The organism is Vibrio nigripulchritudo (assembly GCF_027924785.1).
GTDB classification, from domain to species: Bacteria; Pseudomonadota; Gammaproteobacteria; order Enterobacterales; family Vibrionaceae; genus Vibrio; species Vibrio nigripulchritudo.
Map to the genome: position 1 here is coordinate 2233777 of NZ_AP027049.1, position 16819 is coordinate 2250595.

The 16819-nt window shown below is 46.3% G+C and carries 13 protein-coding genes; 4 read left to right on the forward strand and 9 right to left on the reverse strand.

Annotated elements, in window-relative coordinates:
• Positions 1–12 precede the first annotated feature (12 nt).
• Positions 13–726 carry a glutamine amidotransferase-related protein gene (locus QMG91_RS10260; protein WP_281826248.1) on the forward strand — a complete coding sequence of 238 codons (714 nt, stop codon included), beginning with the start codon at positions 13–15 and terminating at the stop codon, positions 724–726.
• On the opposite strand, the gene QMG91_RS10265 is transcribed toward QMG91_RS10260, so the two are convergent.
• Positions 723–2387 (reverse strand): winged helix-turn-helix domain-containing protein, encoded by a 1665-nt coding sequence (locus tag QMG91_RS10265; protein ID WP_281826249.1) that lies wholly within the window; start codon positions 2385–2387, stop codon positions 723–725. The genes QMG91_RS10260 and QMG91_RS10265 overlap by 4 nt on opposite strands.
• Before the next feature lie 166 nt (positions 2388–2553).
• Between QMG91_RS10265 and QMG91_RS10270 the strand changes: the two genes are divergently transcribed.
• A complete protein-coding gene (locus QMG91_RS10270) occupies positions 2554–3360 on the forward strand; it encodes an alpha/beta hydrolase (RefSeq protein ID WP_281870012.1) in 807 nt (268 codons plus the stop codon).
• Between the two features lie 138 nt (positions 3361–3498).
• On the opposite strand, the gene nagE is transcribed toward QMG91_RS10270, so the two are convergent.
• From nagE to QMG91_RS10295, 5 genes are all read right to left on the reverse strand, one after another.
• Complete coding sequence (gene nagE / locus QMG91_RS10275; RefSeq protein ID WP_022598921.1) at positions 3499–4950, reverse strand: N-acetylglucosamine-specific PTS transporter subunit IIBC; 1452 nt, start codon at positions 4948–4950, stop codon at positions 3499–3501.
• 677 nt (positions 4951–5627) lie between these two features.
• Entirely contained in the window at positions 5628–7265 is a 1638-nt protein-coding gene (locus QMG91_RS10280) for a methyl-accepting chemotaxis protein (protein WP_022592402.1), read from the reverse strand.
• A 12-nt stretch (positions 7266–7277) separates the two neighbouring features.
• Positions 7278–7523 (reverse strand): hypothetical protein, encoded by a 246-nt coding sequence (locus tag QMG91_RS10285; RefSeq protein WP_022550407.1) that lies wholly within the window; start codon positions 7521–7523, stop codon positions 7278–7280.
• A gap of 80 nt (positions 7524–7603) precedes the next feature.
• Positions 7604–9661: an NHL repeat-containing protein gene (locus QMG91_RS10290; protein ID WP_281826258.1), complete on the reverse strand. Its 2058-nt coding sequence runs from the start codon at positions 9659–9661 to the stop codon at positions 7604–7606.
• Positions 9662–9924: 263 nt separating this feature from the next.
• Positions 9925–10830: a manganese-dependent inorganic pyrophosphatase gene (locus QMG91_RS10295; protein ID WP_004399521.1), complete on the reverse strand. Its 906-nt coding sequence runs from the start codon at positions 10828–10830 to the stop codon at positions 9925–9927.
• A 358-nt stretch (positions 10831–11188) separates the two neighbouring features.
• Here QMG91_RS10295 and QMG91_RS10300 point away from each other — a divergent pair, with 358 nt between their 5' ends.
• Entirely contained in the window at positions 11189–12391 is a 1203-nt protein-coding gene (locus tag QMG91_RS10300; protein ID WP_004399523.1) for a quinone-dependent dihydroorotate dehydrogenase, read from the forward strand.
• A 2-nt stretch (positions 12392–12393) separates the two neighbouring features.
• Positions 12394–12576, forward strand: a complete 183-nt coding sequence (locus tag QMG91_RS10305) for a DUF1315 family protein (RefSeq protein WP_004399526.1) — start codon at positions 12394–12396, stop codon at positions 12574–12576.
• 75 nt (positions 12577–12651) lie between these two features.
• Here QMG91_RS10305 and torA read toward each other — a convergent pair whose 3' ends face one another.
• Genes torA through torE form a run of 3 tightly spaced genes read right to left on the reverse strand, consistent with a single transcriptional unit; the run spans position 12652 to position 16540 of the window.
• On the reverse strand, positions 12652–15114 hold the full coding sequence (gene torA / locus QMG91_RS10310) for a trimethylamine-N-oxide reductase TorA (protein ID WP_004399528.1): 2463 nt from the start codon (positions 15112–15114) through the stop codon (positions 12652–12654).
• 21 nt (positions 15115–15135) lie between these two features.
• Positions 15136–16320: a pentaheme c-type cytochrome TorC gene (torC, locus tag QMG91_RS10315; RefSeq protein ID WP_004399529.1), complete on the reverse strand. Its 1185-nt coding sequence runs from the start codon at positions 16318–16320 to the stop codon at positions 15136–15138.
• 43 nt (positions 16321–16363) lie between these two features.
• On the reverse strand, positions 16364–16540 hold the full coding sequence (torE, locus tag QMG91_RS10320) for a trimethylamine N-oxide reductase system protein TorE (RefSeq protein WP_004399531.1): 177 nt from the start codon (positions 16538–16540) through the stop codon (positions 16364–16366).
• Positions 16541–16819: the final 279 nt, after the last annotated feature.

Here is a 16819-nt window from a genome sequence, read left to right on the forward strand (position 1 = left end):
ACGGTGATGGCAATGAAAATTGGCATATTAATCTGTGACGATGTAAACCCAGCTCTGGAACCCGAGCATGGAAACTACAAGGAAATGTTCAACCGGCTTCTGCATGCAGTAGACGACTCTATTGAACTCGCCTTTTACTGGGTAAATCATCGGCAGTTTCCTGAAGACATTACAGAGTGTGATGCCTACATTACCTCGGGCAGTAAGTCTGGTGTGATGGACAACGATCCGTGGATAAACGATATGGAATCGTTAGTACGCGAGATCCATCAGGCACACATTCCATTTATTGGGATATGCTTTGGTCACCAAATGTTGGCAAAAGCGTTGGGGGGAGAAGTATCCCGTGCTGAAGTTGGCTGGGGTGTAGGCACTGCCGTTACCAAGGTTTTCATTCCTCAGCCTTGGATGGAGCCATTTCAACAGCAGATCAATCTGCTGGTCAGCCATCAGGACCAGGTGATTTCCATGCCGGATGATGGACAGGTCATTGCGGGCAATGATTTCTGCCCAGTTTCAATAATGTTGGTAGGAAAAACTTCGCTTGGTATTCAGGCACACCCAGAATTTTGTGCCCCCTACTCCAAAGCGCTCATTGAGGTCAGAAAGGATTCGATACCTAAACCCGTTCAGGAAAAAGGTATCGCGTCGCTTAAATTACCAACCGATGGATTGCTGGTCACCCAGTGGATGCTGAATTTTATTTGTGAGTCTTTGAAAAGCTAGTGTTCAAACAGAGAGATAATATGTTCTAACTCTCTCTGCACCAGATAATCGGGCTTAGACAGAAGTTCAGCACGAAGCACCTTGATGACTTCCTGAGCTTTCAGTTTCTGATTTGAACGCTCAAGCCAATATAGGGTTTCCAGCTGAATTTCTTTTTCACTGCGTTGTGAACCAACCATGGTATTCATTTCCAGAGCTTCATTCAGCGCCATGATTATGGTTGTAGTGTCCAGCTCACCCGAACGGACCAGTGCAAGACGCGAGCGAACCTTTTGCGGGAAACCTACACTTTCTGACGGCGGTACATTCACATCAGTGAAATTCGTATCCCTGAAAGTGTGCCATGATGGAACATCTTCAAAAGAAATGGTAAGCCCCCTTTCTTTGTTGTCCTGAACAGGGATGTTTCCGCTTAGATACTGAACGTAATACTCCGTTTTTAATGCCTGAACATACCAGGAATAATTCGATTGAATTGTCTCGCCATAATTACTTTGGGTCACGTGCCAGAGTGCTTTGTCCAAATTCCCCGTTCTCATGTGGATTTCAGCCAGCCAAAGGTGGGAAAGCGAGAGCACAATTGGGTCTTGAGAGCGTTCAAGAAGATACTCCAGCTTAGGTTGCGCAGACAGCCACTCACCCACATCCACCATGCATATTGCCCTTTGAAGCGCGCTCCATTCGTGACTGGCATCGATAATGCTGGAAGCGGCGAAATAGTGTTGAGCAAGCAGGCACCCTCTCTGGCTTAGGGCTTGCTGCCCTTTCGCATATTCGTGCATCGCGCTGACTTCAAAATCGTATTCCGCCAATGTATTCAACGCTTCTTCTGGACGAAGTTGTTGAAGAATCGTCGAGGCGATCCCCGGCATGCTTAGCGCCAGATCCGATTTGGTTATGGAGCCAGTCTGGCGGGCTAAGTGCTTATCAAGAATGGTATATTCAATCGATTGCCCTTCTTCCTTCATGGTAACAGAGGCATAAACAACGGCATCCAATTCCAAACGCTTAAACTCTTCGCTGGACCAGTTTGAAATATCCGTCTCATGTGCACCAATCTGACTCGGTGGGAAAACTTGTATGTCTGGGTAGAGCATCAAGTCGGTCGCCAGCATATCGCTAAGCCCGTATTCTACCCAGTTGTAGGAGTCCAAGGGAGTCGCGTTATGGAAAGGCAACACTGCAACTTTGATGCTCTGATTGGAAAAGTCGATTTTGTCCTTGCCAGCAACCAACCAGAAAGCGGCAACCAAGGTTAATACTATGCATAGAGGTAGCAACAGAGTGAGTTTTTTGTTTGCAGATTTAGAATCAGGTTGTTTAAACGGCGCGATTTCAGCTATCCATTTGTATCCCTGATTGGGAATCGTCCGGATAAATTTTGGGTTAGATGCAGAGTCACCGAGCAGTTTTCTGAGCTCCAGAACGCTTTGAGAAAGTGATCGTTCCCGGTATTCACCATTGACCCATAACGCTTCAAGCAACTCATCTTTTGAAATGATCCTGTCTGGGTTCTCAATAAAAAATGCCAACAGCTGTGCTACTTTGTTTCTTATCGTAATGGGCTCTTCTTCTTTGAAAAGTTTCCCTGATGTTGCGTCAAATCTAAACTCACCGAACTGAATCACACTTCGCCTTTTCCCGTATCCCAGATTGCTCACACCCGCAGCCTAACGCGCTGGTTTTTACCTTTCAACGCTACAAATCACTAAATTTGATAAAATTTGTCATCCTTTGTCTTTGATTTGATGCGATTTTTAACCATTTGAATTGAGCTCAGTGCTGAAAACAAACACCTTGAAATGACCAGACAACAAGGAGTCGGTCATGAATCAATCGGTAAAATTATGCACTGGATTATTACTCTCTGCATTGGTCTTTTCGTCGAAGTCTATCGCTACGGAGAATTTAGTTTTTGTTCACGGAGCTCACTTCGATGCCAGATCCTGGAAGCCTGTTTCAAGCTACTTATCTTCTGACGTTAACGTGTTAGCGGTAAACTTACCCGGGCGGAATACAAGTGAGGACGCGTCTAAAATTGGGCTGAGCAACTCAGCTAAATCACTTTGCGAAAACATTCGCTCGCTAGAAGGTGACATTCATTTTGCTGCGCACAGTCAGGGCGGAGCTGTGGTTCATTCGGCGATTGGCATCTGCCCTTCTCAATCCATTAAGTCCATCACCTACATCACCTCGGTCGCTCCACTCGTAGGAGAGAGTGCTTTTGCTTCTCTAAACGCCGACGACGAAAAGCATTACTTCAAAGGGGTGAGTTACAACGAAAATAACCATCGCATGGAAATTCGGGATTGGACGCACTTTAACGCCACCTTTGCGCAGGATGCGTCATCAAGTCAGACAACGCAGCTGCGTAAATTAGCCATTGATGAGCCTGCTCATATCGGGGAAGAAGCTGTGAAATACGGCAAAGCGGAACTGGACCGAATTTCAAAGCACTACGTGTTCGCTAATCAAGACAAAATCATTTCTCTTGAATCACAGTTAAAAATCGCAAACTCATTAAATATTCATAGTGTTTATTCTTTACAAACCGGTCACTTACCTATGCTGACCAATGCAAAAGAGTTAGCGATGATATTAGATGGAATTGTTGAGAAGGAGGTATCTGACTGATCGCCAAAGCCAGTAGTTCGCCCTAAAAAAGAAAAGCCCTGACTCCTTTCGGAAGCAGGGCTTAAATTAATCTGTTCGGCAAGCGGTGACTAATCGCAATTCAAGTTATATAGGGGGAACTCTAGCCGAACAAAATTCTTATGCGGTCAGGTTTTTCATTGCCGCAGCAACTTTATCAACCTTACCGACACCAACGATAACCTGAATAGAAGTTTTACCCAGTTTCACAACACCAGCAGCACCCAGTGCTTTTAGGGCTTCATCGTTAATGTTTGCTGTGTCTTTCACTTCAAGACGCAGACGAGTAATACAGTTATCGATAGTAACCAGGTTCTCTTTACCGCCCAGCTCTTCAATGTACTTAGCAGCAAGGGCACTGATGTCGCCTTCGCCTTCTTCTGCCATTTCTTCACCACGTCCCAAAGTCTTAAGGTTGAACTTCACGATAGCAAAACGGAAGATCACGTAGTAAAGCACACCAAACACCAGACCTTGAGCAATCAGCATGTACCACTGAGTCGCAAGTGGGTTTTGGCTAGACAGAACGAAGTCCACCAAACCTGCAGAGAAACCAAATCCTGCCATCCACTGCATAGAGGCTGCGATGAATAGGCTGATACCTGTCAGGATTGCGTGAATAACAAACAGAACAGGTGCCAGGAACATGAATGAGAATTCTAGAGGCTCTGTGATACCTGTGAAGAAAGACGCCGCACCTGCTGCCAGCATTACTGAGAATACTTTCCCTTTGTTTTTCTTGTCTGCGCTGTGGTAAATCGCCAGAGCAGCAGCAGGAAGACCGAACATCATGATTGGGAAGAAGCCAGCCTGGTACATACCAGTTACGCCTGGTGTTGCTGTGCCGTTCGCGATTGACTGTGCGCCGCCAAGGAAGTTAGGAATGTCGTTGATGCCTACTACGTCGAACCAGAACACAGGGTAAAGAGCGTGGTGCATACCAACCGACAGGAACAGACGGTTAAAGAAACCAAACAGACCTGCGCCAAGAGGACCAAGCTCCTGCAAAGACGTACCCAGTGTCAGTAGTGCACCGAAGATGATTGGCCATACTGTCATCAGGATGAACGCCAGAACCATACCTGCAATTGAAGTCAGGATAGGCACAAGGCGCTTACCACTGAAGAAAGCCAGGAATTTTGGTAGCTCTACGTGAGAGAAACGGTTGTAGATTTCGGCAGAAATAATACCAACGATGATACCCACGAACTGGTTATCAACGTTTTTAAACGCCGAGTTTACATCATCGACTGAAATACCCTGAAGTTGCGCAAGCGATTCCATAGAAAGGAGTGTTGTGACGACGAGCCACATAACAAAACCAGAAAGGGCTGCAGAGCCATCTTTGTCTTTTGATAAGCCAAATGCCACACCTACGGCGAATATTACGGCCATGTTGCCGATGATGGCACTGCCAGACTTAATCAAAAATGCTGCCAGAATACTTTCACTGCCCCAACCCACAGGATCAAGCCAGTAACCCACACCCATTAAAATCGCTGCTGCAGGTAAAGTAGCTACTGGCACCATAAGTGCCTTACCTACTTTCTGCATATAACCTAATACGCTCACTCGATACCTCACGAAGCTTTTAAAAAATCTTCGGCGGATTTTACGAATGTAATTTTACTGCGCAAAAAAACTCTTCACTATTGTGCCTAGCGTCACTAATATCGATAAAAATATCACTAATAAGCGTAAGTTTATTGATATTTTTATCTAAATCATGTATTTTTATCAGGCGTAACAACCAATTAACAACGATTTATCAGAATTATAAATCAATCTCAGTTATCTCTTTTTAGCGAAATACTCTTACATTTTTGAAACAAAAATTAGAGTCACTCTGCTCTACCCAATGCGTATCCCAACGCAATGAGCATTACTTATACCCAAGTCACCTCAAGATGCTTGGTTCAGCGACCTATTTACAAAGAAGAAAGGAACTGGTTTTCAGGCAAGACACTGATTTGAAGATCTAGTGGGCCTAAATCAAGAATCAGTAACGCAGTATGAAAGCCAGTTAAACTCGCCCTTGGGAGCCCATATTCTGTCCCATTTCATCGTCAAAGAACTTGGAAAGGACTCGTCATTCCGCTGCGTTCCTGATTTTTGGAACAGAGAGGCTTGAACTGAAACAGAATATGAGGCTCTGAATCCTGCACCTTGAGGCCACTTGGGTATATCTATAAGAAAGATAAAGAAAAAGCCGAAGCAATAGCTTCGACTTTTCAATTTTGAGGTGAGAATTAAGCGAGCTTAAATCGGTTGATCATACGCATCATATCTTCCGATACCTGACTCAGCTCTTCACTTGCCGCTGCCATTTGTGTCGATTCACTGGCGAGTGACGTTGAGCCATCATTCAGACTAGAGACATTCTGGTTGATGCTATTGACGGTAAGAGTTTGCTCTTCAGTGGCCGCAGAAATCTGCTGATTCATTCCCTGAATCGCATGAACTTCCTGAGCTATTTCATTCAGAGCATCACCCGCAGAAGAGGAAATTTCTGAGGTATTGGTTGCTTTGTCGGCGCCCTTTCTCATTACGCCAACGGCTTGCTCAGCTCCCGCCTGAAGTTTCTCAATAATGGTTTGAATTTCAATGGTTGATTCTTGTGTCCGTAAGGAGAGCGTTCGAACCTCATCGGCAACCACAGCAAACCCGCGCCCTGCCTCACCTGCACGAGCGGCTTCTATCGCGGCATTAAGCGCAAGTAGGTTGGTTTGCTCGGCAATGCCACGAATCACTTCCAAAACGGTGTCTACGTTGCGGCTGTCAGTGGCTAGCTGGCTGATCACCTGACTCGCCTCACCGATGTCTTCTGCCAGAAGTTGTGACTCTCGAATATTACGCTGAATTATATCCAGGCTCTCTTCCGTCTGTTTCGCAGCTTTGACACTAAAGTCGGATGCATCAACGGTTCTTCCTGCCACTTCCTCAACAGCTGTGAGCATTTCGCTCATTGCACCAGCCAACTGTTCAGTATCACTCTGCTGTTGATTCAGATTCACGTCCACCGATGAAACAGAAGATGACAATTGGTTCGCGGAAGCAGCTAACTGGGTACCCGCATCGCTGACACCTCTCATAATGTCCTGAATCGAACTTACGAAGCGATTGAAGTACTGAGCCAGCTCAATCAACTCCTGACTGCCTTCTTCCTTCAGACGTTGGGTAAGGTCCCCTTCTCCGCTGGAAAGATCTTTCATTGCAGAAACCGTGCTGTTGATAGGCTCAGTAATACTCCTTACGAAGTAGACGATCAATGCAGAAAGAATCACCAGCACCATACCCGCGTTCATCAGGGAAATCATTTGCGATTCCTGGATGTCTTTTTCCAGCGCATCCATGTTAATACCTGTACCTATCATCCAGCCCCACGGGTGGAAGTAATCGGCATAACTTGTTTTAGGCGACAGCTCTGTTGCGTCTGGAGAAGTCTTCCACATGTAATCGACAAAGCCTCCTCCCTGCTTACCTGTAGCGTAAAGCTCTTCTACGAACAGTTTCCCGTTACCGTCTTTAAGCGGCAGAATGTTCGTCCCAAGCAGCCTTTTCAGACCTGACGCAAGCTGTATACCGTCTTTATCCGCAACAAAGATGTAGTTGCCATTATCAAACCGCATTGCTGAAATCGCTTCCAGCGACAGACGCTGAGCTTCGTCTTTGGAAAGAGCACCATTAACACTTTGCTCATGGTAATAACCAAGAACACCGACCGCACCTTCAACGATTTGCTGAACGCCACGCTCATAATTGGCTCGCATGTGTGTTTTCGTTTTGGAAGCATCCAGAAGTGAGTTGGCAATCAAACCAATAGCAAACAGAACCAGAATCATCCGCGCTCGGGAACTGATTGACGCGTTTTTAAATGAAAAATTCATAGTGCCTCCCTGTTACTCATGCGGACCAGTCACTTTCTGACTGGAAAAGCAGGACTCATGGCTTTCGTACAACTTACGAAGCGCATCTCTACACTTATCTTCGTCCTTTGCGTTTTCTTCAAAATGCTGGATAACATCCTGAAACTGCTGAAGCAGCTGACGAGAATCTGCTTCTGACTTCTCGCAGACGCCGCTTGAGTCTTGTGCCTTTCGATGCGACAGTTTTTTCCCCTGTGCACGCTTGAATACACTATTCATACCTAACCCCTGACGTTGTATCTGTACTGCCTGCTATGTTCAATTAGTTACGGTCCAGTCATAGCCTCATACAGGTATTGTTAAATGTTAAACTTGTATACGTTCACTCTGTTCAATGCACAGTCTGGTAAATAGACTTTGCTATTTTTCACGTGCAGGAGATAAGGCAGCCATAACTGTCCTTTCTCTCTGTCTGCGCCAAAACCGCTGAACGATTCCACATACTCACCTGAGCAGTTGAAGATCTTTATTGCTCTGTTCACGAGATCAGACACAAACAAGTAGCCATTCTCGTGATCTATGCTGGTAGGAAGCAGGAAGTTGTCGTTATCTGTTCCATACCCTTCTTTACCGAAACTGCGAATCCATTTTCCGTCCTGACCATAGACTTCTATGCGATTGTTATTTTGATCCGTAATGAAACAAGTGCCGCTGGCATCAACCGTAATGTCTGATGGAGTATGGAATTCTCCGTGCTCAGACCCTAATTTCCCGAACGTATGAACTAATCCGGCAGAGCCTGTTTCTGACAGCCTCCAGCGGCTAATTCTGTTGTTGCCGGAGTCGGCAATTAAGATGTCATTGTTCGTTGGGTCAATCGCGATGCCCTGAGGCTTGTTCAACTGCTCTTCGCCAGCTCCCAATCCACCAAAGACGGTGTAAGGCACCAGTTCGCCCAATACATCGTTGTACTGAAGTATCGTAACAATGCCACTCAGGTAGTTGCTTACGACCAGCAGCGGGACTTCAGGATCCATTTGACCCGGTAGTGGCTTACTTGGCGTAAGTGCTGCAATCCCCAAAGAGCCCGGGAGCATTGGCAGGCTGATTGGTCTGGCAGAGTTGCTCTTGCCATCTTCTGTTGCTTGCAGTTGATAGTTACCTGCATCCACCATCCAGAGTAAATCTTCCGGGTCTTCAAATTTGTCATTCAGGAAAATGCGGATCATGGTTTGTTGCCACCTTTGAACCCACTCTGTTTGTGCCGACAAAGCGATACTCAGCCAGGAAGGGATGCCCGCTGGCTGCATGGCTTTTAATATTTGATCCTGAATCGAAAGCTGCTGTTCCACCCAATTTTGAAATGCTGGCGCATTGCCAGAATATCCGGGCTGAGTATTGGTGACGTCTCCGACAACAGAGGTCACAAAATGGAGCTGACCCGGATTGTCTCGTTCATCGCCAATGGATTTGAGTACTTTAGTTGCGCGAGTTTTGCCGCCTTTCAGAGTAGACAGGTTGATTTTGTGCTTTTGCAGAGACGCAAGAAACGGCTCTGTAATCAACATGGTCTGCGATTCGGTAAATTCCGTAATCTGAACAGGGGCGAAAAACCCATCCAGATTACCCATAAACCGCCCATCCAGGTTATAGACAGCGATAACGTTGGGGCCACCACCCGGAATCAAGACCCGGTTTTGGATCACGGAGACACCGCGAGACAAATCCAATCCGTCGATATAGCACTTGTCTCGTTCACTGAATACGATGCCATTACCTTGCCAGTCACAACGAACAACGGTCGCAAAGCCTGTATTGGCAATGTAGATGTTGCCTTGCTTGTCCAAGCTAAGCCCTTGTGGCCACAGCAAGTGGACAGGATCACCGCCGTTTTCTGGCATTATTTCGTCGATGGTGTATTCAAAGTCCCCGTCTTCGCTAAACACGACGAGACGAGACTGACTATCTGGTCCCTCATAAAATTCATCAGCGACACAGACTTTTCCATCATGAACGACAATGCCATTAGGACCTTTAAGATCAACTTCTGGCTCGTTGCCAAAAACTTTTATGGATTTGATACCTAGGTTTTCTGAGTATTCGAGGATGTGAACCCGAAAATTACCAATATCGGTAACGTACACTCTATTTTTGTCAGGATGGGCAAGTAACCTGAACGGCATATTGAACTGCTGGGGACCCGTGCCTACAGTGCCGAAAGAGGCAAGAATCTGATCCATATCAGAATCGAAAACCAGCACTCGGTTGTGTGCGGTGTCTGCTAACCAAATGCGACCGAATCGATCTACGCAACTGCCAACTGGCGTATTTAGAGAGAGATGACCGCTCGCCGAACAAGGCAACTGCGGCAACGTATCGACGGTTGTGCCGATATAACTGTGATATGCGATTCCCATAATTCCTAGCCTGTAAAATTCTTGTTTTTCCGAGTATCTGGATTTGCTCGCAACAGATTACTTGGGGATACAATGATTTATATTTTTATGCGTACTGACTCATAAAAACGTAGCAGCTAGTAGGTAAGTCGCCAGTCAAGAACGTGGTAAAAGTCGAATTTATTGAAGATTTCATACTAACGTCATATTTTTCAATCGAAATGACGAGTATAAAAAAACCGGAGCCAAGGCTCCGGTTTATTAACTTTATAATTAATAAAGAGTTACGCGAGTTCAGTCTGAAGCCAAGGCCAGCCCTGCTTCTTACGGCTTAATGTGTTTTCCATCATTAAAACGCCGTCTTTTTCGTGCTTAACCAGTTTTTCTGCCCACTCGCCTTTGTAAATTAAGTGAGTTTGAGAAGTGGTGATGTCGGTAAGCATTACTGCAGCAAATGCCAAACCTTCTTCCTGGCAACGACGCTCTAGATCTTGCTCAAGAGATTCAATCATGCCGTCTACTTGCTCAAGAGTAGCCAGTTCAACCTGACCAACAACAACATCACGACCATTGAATGGGTATGCTTTCAGGTCTTTGTCGACAAGTTCAGTTGCAGACAAACCTTCGATGTTTGTTTTTGCAATCAGAAGATCTTTGATGAACTGATCCAGGTCTTCAACACCAGCAATTTCAGCCAGAGCGTAAACCGCATCTTTATCTTTTTGCGTACAAGTAGGAGAAGCGAAACCGACAGTGTCAGACAAAATTGCAGACATCATCATGATTGCCAGAGGCTTAGTGATTTCTGTTTCTTCCATTTTGAACAGTGCGTACAGGATAGTACATGTACAACCTACTGGCCAGATCCAAGCTTCCAGTGGGTTCACTGTCATCACATCACCCAGACGGTGATGGTCAACAATACCTAAGATTTCTGACTCACCGATATCGTCCGGTGCCTGAGCCAAATCAGTGTAGTCGACTAACCAAATGTTTTCGCCCGCAACTGATGTACGCAGTTCAGGTTGATCCACACCAGCAACCTCAAGAACGTGTTGAGTTTCGCGGTTGATTTCGCCCTGACGAATGCCTTTTGCTTCAAGTCCACGTGCTTTTAATAGCTCCGCAGTAACAATTGCACTACAAATGCTGTCCGTATCCGGATTTTTGTGACCAACAACTAGAATCATTTCGCTTCCTAATTACTTCAAGTTTGCCCTCACCTTCACTGTAAAACCTCGATTGATTAAATCAGTCAGTGATGGTCGATTTTTCAAAAGTGGTTACTTTACCTTAATGAACGAAAAAGTCATTCAAGATCACACTAATTTCCATCATTTTGCACAGTCAAACTTGTAACTCGTCACGATTGTAGAATTAAGAACCTCACAAATGATAATTATTTGCATTCGCATTATCATTTATTTAAAGTTAGTAACATACCAAGTAACTCTTGGTTACAAATACAAACGCTTTCCTGTCTGATGTCTAAAAGCTGATGCAGAGAAAAGCAAATAAAAAGTCAACCAATAACAAGGATAGATAGTCATGAGCTTCCTAATCGGCGTGAGAAACCTCATTCTGAGAGTCCTCTATCGCATCGTTCGCCCATTAATTTTTCTTATGGAACCAGAGCAAGCGCACTCCGCACTGAAAAAAATCGGTATTGCACTGGGCTCCAATGGTCTAACGCGAGCTTTAACGAGCTTTTTCTTTAACTACGAAAACCAGGCACTGAACACCAAAGTCGATGGTGTTACCTACCGTAACCCTGTCGGCTTGTCCGCTGGCTTCGACAAAGATGGTGAGCTAACCAAAATTTACCCTTCTCTGGGTTTTGGATTGGCAGAGCTAGGTTCATTCACAGGCGAAGTCTGCCCGGGTAACCCTGGTCGTCGTCTTTTCCGCATGGTGAAGTCCAAAGCCATCGTAGTCTGGTACGGTCTGAACAACCAGGGTGCTGAAAAAATCGCTAAGCGACTCGCTAACGTAGATTTTGGTCCACTTCGCGTCGGTATCAACGCCGCGAAATCCAACATTACTCCAGATTTTGTTCTTGAAGATTCTATTGAAGATTATCTGAAAACAATGCGTGCTTTTAAGGACATCGGTGATTACTTCACTATCAACATCAGTTGTCCGAACACACAGGATGGCGAACCCTTCGTCGACAGAGGCAATCTAGATGCCCTACTAAACGCTGTGAACGAAGAAATTCGTCCACTGACTGACCGACCAATCTACGTGAAACTTGCGGCAGATATGTCTCTTGAAGAGATCAACATTATTGTTGATGCCTGTGTAGAACATGGAATGGAAGGTGTGGTTCTGACTAACCTTGCGAAACCGGAGGGTAATGAAGAGCACCTTCCAGAAGAATACCCTTCAGCACAAGGTAAACTTCCGAAAGGAAAAGGCGCAATGAGTGGCTTACCACTTCAGCGTATTTCTACTAACGTTATTCGTCATGTTTACCGTCGTACACGTGGCGAAATCACTATCATTGGTGTGGGTGGCGTGTTCAGTGCACGAGACGCTTACGAAAAAATCACGTCTGGAGCAAGCCTGCTTCACATGATTACGACTATGATTTTCGATGGTCCACAGAACATCAATGAAATTAACCGTGGCTTGGTGCAACTTCTGAAACAAGATGGCTTCAACTCGATTGAAGAAGCTGTTGGTTCCAGAAACCCGCTACCGCCGCTGAAACCGACTGAATTGCAAAAACAGGAAGACAAGGCAGCTTAATAATGAACGGCAATAGCTTTAATCTTATCGTACATGGTCTACCCGACGAGGTTTACTCAGAATTTAAACGTGCCTTAAGAAAAGGCTATTGGCGTAACGGCATGCTACTGACAGCCAAGCAGAAAGAAGCAGCACAGCGCGCTATCTTAGTCAGAGAAACGCAAACCACTGCTGCTCTGCAATAACGGCTTTCCTGCAAGCATTAAAAAAGGTTCGGTAAATACCGAACCTTTTTCTTTTATTGCTCCAAACGCAACTGTTTAGGCAACTTCAATTGGACCGCCGAATGAGGTCACTGGTGGCACTTCACCAGAGAACTTCTCAAAGTCCACAATACAGGTATTCGCCGATGTTGCCTGAGCAAGCTCAGAGGTCGGGATGTCCTGAGTAAGCGTATTCGGGTCACCGTAAGTACAGATCGCCCCTTCTTTCTCGTTCAAAGGTCCATACCAAGCACCCTCTTCAATACGAATAACACCTTGAGGGAAGCTGTCTGTTACCACCGCACCAGCCATTAGCTGGCCACGGTCGTTGAACACGCGAACCAGGTCACCGTCTTTAATGCCCTTCTTCTTCGCATCCACCGGGTTAATGTACACTGGCTCACGCCCCTGTACCGCATAGGTTGCGCGGAATTCTTCCGATTCACACATCTGCGAGTGTAAACGCTTATCCGGGTGGCAAGACTGCAGCCAGTACGGGTGTTTTTCAGAACCCGGACCACCGTGTGAACGTTCCGTCTTCTCAAACCACATTGGGTGGTCCTGACAATGCTCATAGCCCATGCGACCGATGGTTCGGCTCGAGATCTCAATGAAGCCAGAAGGCGTGCCTAATGCATTAATTTCTGGGTCTTTACGGAAATCGGCGTGGCGAACCCAAGGTTTACCTGTACCAAAGTCCAGAACCCCTTTCTCCCAGAACTCATCAAACTCAGGCATGTCGAACTTAGCTTTGTTTGCGTTGCGACAGTCTTCATAAAGCGAGCGTACCCACTCCATTTCATCCATTCCGCGTGTGTACTCTTTGTGACGACCAAAGCGACGAGTCAGCTCTGTGAAGATGTCGAAGTCGGTACGAGACTGGAACAATGGATCCACCAGCTTCTGCATCGCCACCAAACCGCGACCAGAGTATGAACCGTACACGTCGATGTCGTTACGTTCCCATTGTGTACAAGCTGGCAGAACGATATCGGAGAATCGACAGGTTGCCGTCCAGGCGAATTCAATGGTCACAACAGTTTGAAGCTTGCGGAACGCCTTCTTCATACGGTTGCGATCCTGATGGTGGTGCCACGGATTGTTCCCTGAAATCACCATCATTTTATAATCTGGCAGTTTGACTTTAGAGCCGTTGTAGCGAATCTCTTTGCCCGGTTCGAGCAAGCAGTCAATCCAGCGAGCAACAGGAATGGTTCGGCTATAGCCGTTGAAATCCTTGTTATCCCACTTTGGCTTCATACCCTGGTCAAGGTTACGAGGGAAACCACCCGGAGCCGCAAACCCTGTAGAAGGCACACCAATACCAGAGTAATGGTGTCCGTAAGAGATGCCACCACCTGGAAGACCGATTTGACCTACCATAGCTGCGACTACCGCCGCCGCCCAGTATGGTTGCTCGCCGTGCTCCTGACGCTGAATACACCAGCCCATCAGGATTTGAGTACGACCGCTGACCAGCATGCGGGCAAATTCGCGAATCTTATCTGCTTCTACACCACAGATTTCTGCCGCCCACTCTGGGGTTTTCTCGATCTTGTCTTTGGTTTCACCCAGAACATATTGAATGAATGGGTCAAAGCCCAAGCAGTATGTCTTGATGAACTCTTTATCGTGCAAATCTTCTTTGTAAAGCACGTGTGCGACGGCCAGCATAAACGCCACATCAGTCATCGGATTGATGTACATGTGATCATTTTGCAGGTAGCGCTGAGTCTTGTTCTTCACTGGGTCAACCGACAGAACGTTAATCTCACCTTTGGCGACTTTTTCTTTAAGCTGCTCAAGGTAAGGGAACGATTCATGAGTCTCACAGTTCCAGCCAACCTGTAGGTTTTTCACTGGATCGTTTGCCCACAGGATGATGTTGTCGCTGTTTTCCAGAATTTCAGACCAGGATGTCCCTTGCGCATAAACTTCTGTAGAACCCAGAACGTAAGGCATGATGGTTTGACCTGCACCTGTCGAGTAGTCCCCTACTTTGGTGATGTAGTTACCGTGCATGCCCACTGCGCGCTGCATGTGGCTGGTACAGCTGTGGAACTGACCCGTCTGACGCCAGCCTGTCTGACCTGCGTGCAGTGCCCATGGACCGTAGTCTTTCTGAACACGCTCAAGCTCGCGGTAGAACAGGTCTAACGCTTCATCCCACGTTACGCGAATAAAACGGTTGTTACCGCGGGTGTCTGCGCTGTATTTGTGCTTTTTCAGCCAGTCGAGACGCACCATCGGATAACGAACACGGGATGGGCTGTAAATGATGCCCTTAATGCCGTTGATCATGTCTGTTGGGTGCGAATCCATCTCCAGCGGTTTGATTTCTTGTACTTTACCGCCGTAGATGTGGGCGCGAAACGCGCCCCAGTGAGAACCAGAGACTTTCCAGGTTCCTGTTGTTTCCGCTGCATTTGCTGAAGCTGATGCCAATAAGCTTGGACCAATCACAGATGCGGCGCTTGTTGTTGCAACACCTTTAAGAAAACTTCTTCGTGTAATAGCCATTTCTTATACTCCGACTGACGCTTAATGGTGACCTTCAGCAAAATCTGAAGAGTGCTTCTGTAGGTATTTCAATACCAGTGCTTCACTGTCTTTATCAAAGTTCACGAATGCGAGCATACCGTTGAACATGCCCGGCCAGCCATTAGCTGTGAAGTGAGCTTCGTCTGGTTGGGTATGACATACCGAACAGTTGGTTTGGTAAGCTTCTCTCGCTTTGTCCCAAATCGGTGTCACGTCACCCAGCATCGCCGTTTTCTCCATCCAGAGTTTGGTTTCCACACGCTGCCATGGCAGACCCGTTAGCTCGTCTTCTTTGGTTTCAAACGTTTTCACTAAGTCTTCGTTGGTTGCGGTTTCTTTTAGCAATGAACCCACTGCGATGTTCAAACCAAAGTCTTCCTGAATAACGCGACCAAAGCCTTTTGCCTTACGCCAGCCTGAAATTTCAACCTGAACGGCGTCGCCTTTCTCATCCACCACTTTCACAGTGGATGCAGGGTTTAGAAGACCCGCTTCTTTAGTCATTGCCGCATCTTCATACATAGGTAGATGACGCACGCTGGTGATAGCGTTACCCGCTGAGTAATCGGTGCTTGAAGCCAACTGCTCCAGCTCACCAATCAGACCACCTGAGCTGTCCATGTTTTTGGGCAGGCTGTGAGCAATGCCTTTGTGACAGTCCAGACAGCTCTGGTCGCGCTCTGCGGCGTTTTTCATTTGAATACGAGCCGCTGGCTTCATCTTGTCGAAGTCCATCGATTCGTAGTTGTGGCAGTTCTTACACTCCAGAGATTTGTTTGCAGAGAAACGATCCCATTCGTGCTTTGCCAGCTCGATACGGCGCTCTTCAAATTTCTCTGGGGTGTCCAGGTCGCCAAAAATTTGTGCGAAGACTTCTTTTGAAGCCTGCATTTTACGCGCAATTTTCGCCGTCCATTCATGAGGAACGTGACAGTCAGGGCAAGTAGCGCGTACACCAGAATGGTTTTTCCAGTGGACGGTTTCCTGCAACTCCTGATAAACGTTGTCACGCATGGTGTGACAGCTGATACAGAACTCTTCTGTGTTGGTCGCTTCCAGTGCAGTGTTAAAACCACCCCAGAAGATGATGCCGGCAATAAAACCACCCATTGTCAGTACACCCAGGCTGATGTGTACCGCAGGGCGAGTCATAGTGCGCCAGATTTTTACGATAAACGATTTCATGATTTGTTCTCTTTAAAATTCTTCGTTCAGATGGTGGTTTCGTTTAGCCGTGTGCACCTGGAGGCCCTAAGAAAAAGACCTGTAGCATCCACACAATAAACCCGTAACCGCCGACAAACATGACGCTAAGAACGGGAAAGAGAACTACAGTAATGAGGAGGAAAGACTTCCACTCCAAAGAGCGGGATTCTTTAGACTCCACTTTGTTAACATTACTCATACATTTGCCTGCTATTAAGTGATATTTTTGTCTGTACTCGGTTCGATAAACCCAATACACCTACAACTTATAATGAGAAATTTTAGAACGATCGAATCTTACGATTCAACGATAAGATGCCCTTCATAGCACGCTATTCAACACTTTTTTGAGCTCATCCAGAGATGTGTTTAATTAACATTTTATGTGAAGAATAATGAACAGATATGAAAAATTAATATTGTTGTATATATGTTTAATTTGAAAGTTTTTTGTAAATAACCGCTCTGCCAATCCGCT

Bases quoted from the DNA above. Each gene is read 5' to 3' on its own strand.
- QMG91_RS10260 (WP_281826248.1), top strand. From the start codon at position 13: ATGAAAATTGGCATATTAATCTGTGACGATGTAAACCCAGCTCTGGAA.
- QMG91_RS10270 (WP_281870012.1), top strand. From the start codon at position 2,554: ATGAATCAATCGGTAAAATTATGCACTGGATTATTACTCTCTGCATTG.
- QMG91_RS10280 (WP_022592402.1), bottom strand. From the start codon at position 7,265: ATGAATTTTTCATTTAAAAACGCGTCAATCAGTTCCCGAGCGCGGATG.
- QMG91_RS10285 (WP_022550407.1), bottom strand. From the start codon at position 7,523: ATGAATAGTGTATTCAAGCGTGCACAGGGGAAAAAACTGTCGCATCGA.
- QMG91_RS10290 (WP_281826258.1), bottom strand. From the start codon at position 9,661: ATGGGAATCGCATATCACAGTTATATCGGCACAACCGTCGATACGTTG.
- QMG91_RS10295 (WP_004399521.1), bottom strand. From the start codon at position 10,830: ATGATTCTAGTTGTTGGTCACAAAAATCCGGATACGGACAGCATTTGT.
- QMG91_RS10300 (WP_004399523.1), top strand. From the start codon at position 11,189: ATGAGCTTCCTAATCGGCGTGAGAAACCTCATTCTGAGAGTCCTCTAT.
- QMG91_RS10305 (WP_004399526.1), top strand. From the start codon at position 12,394: ATGAACGGCAATAGCTTTAATCTTATCGTACATGGTCTACCCGACGAG.
- torA (WP_004399528.1), bottom strand. From the start codon at position 15,114: ATGGCTATTACACGAAGAAGTTTTCTTAAAGGTGTTGCAACAACAAGC.
- torC (WP_004399529.1), bottom strand. From the start codon at position 16,320: ATGAAATCGTTTATCGTAAAAATCTGGCGCACTATGACTCGCCCTGCG.
- torE (WP_004399531.1), bottom strand. From the start codon at position 16,540: ATGAGTAATGTTAACAAAGTGGAGTCTAAAGAATCCCGCTCTTTGGAG.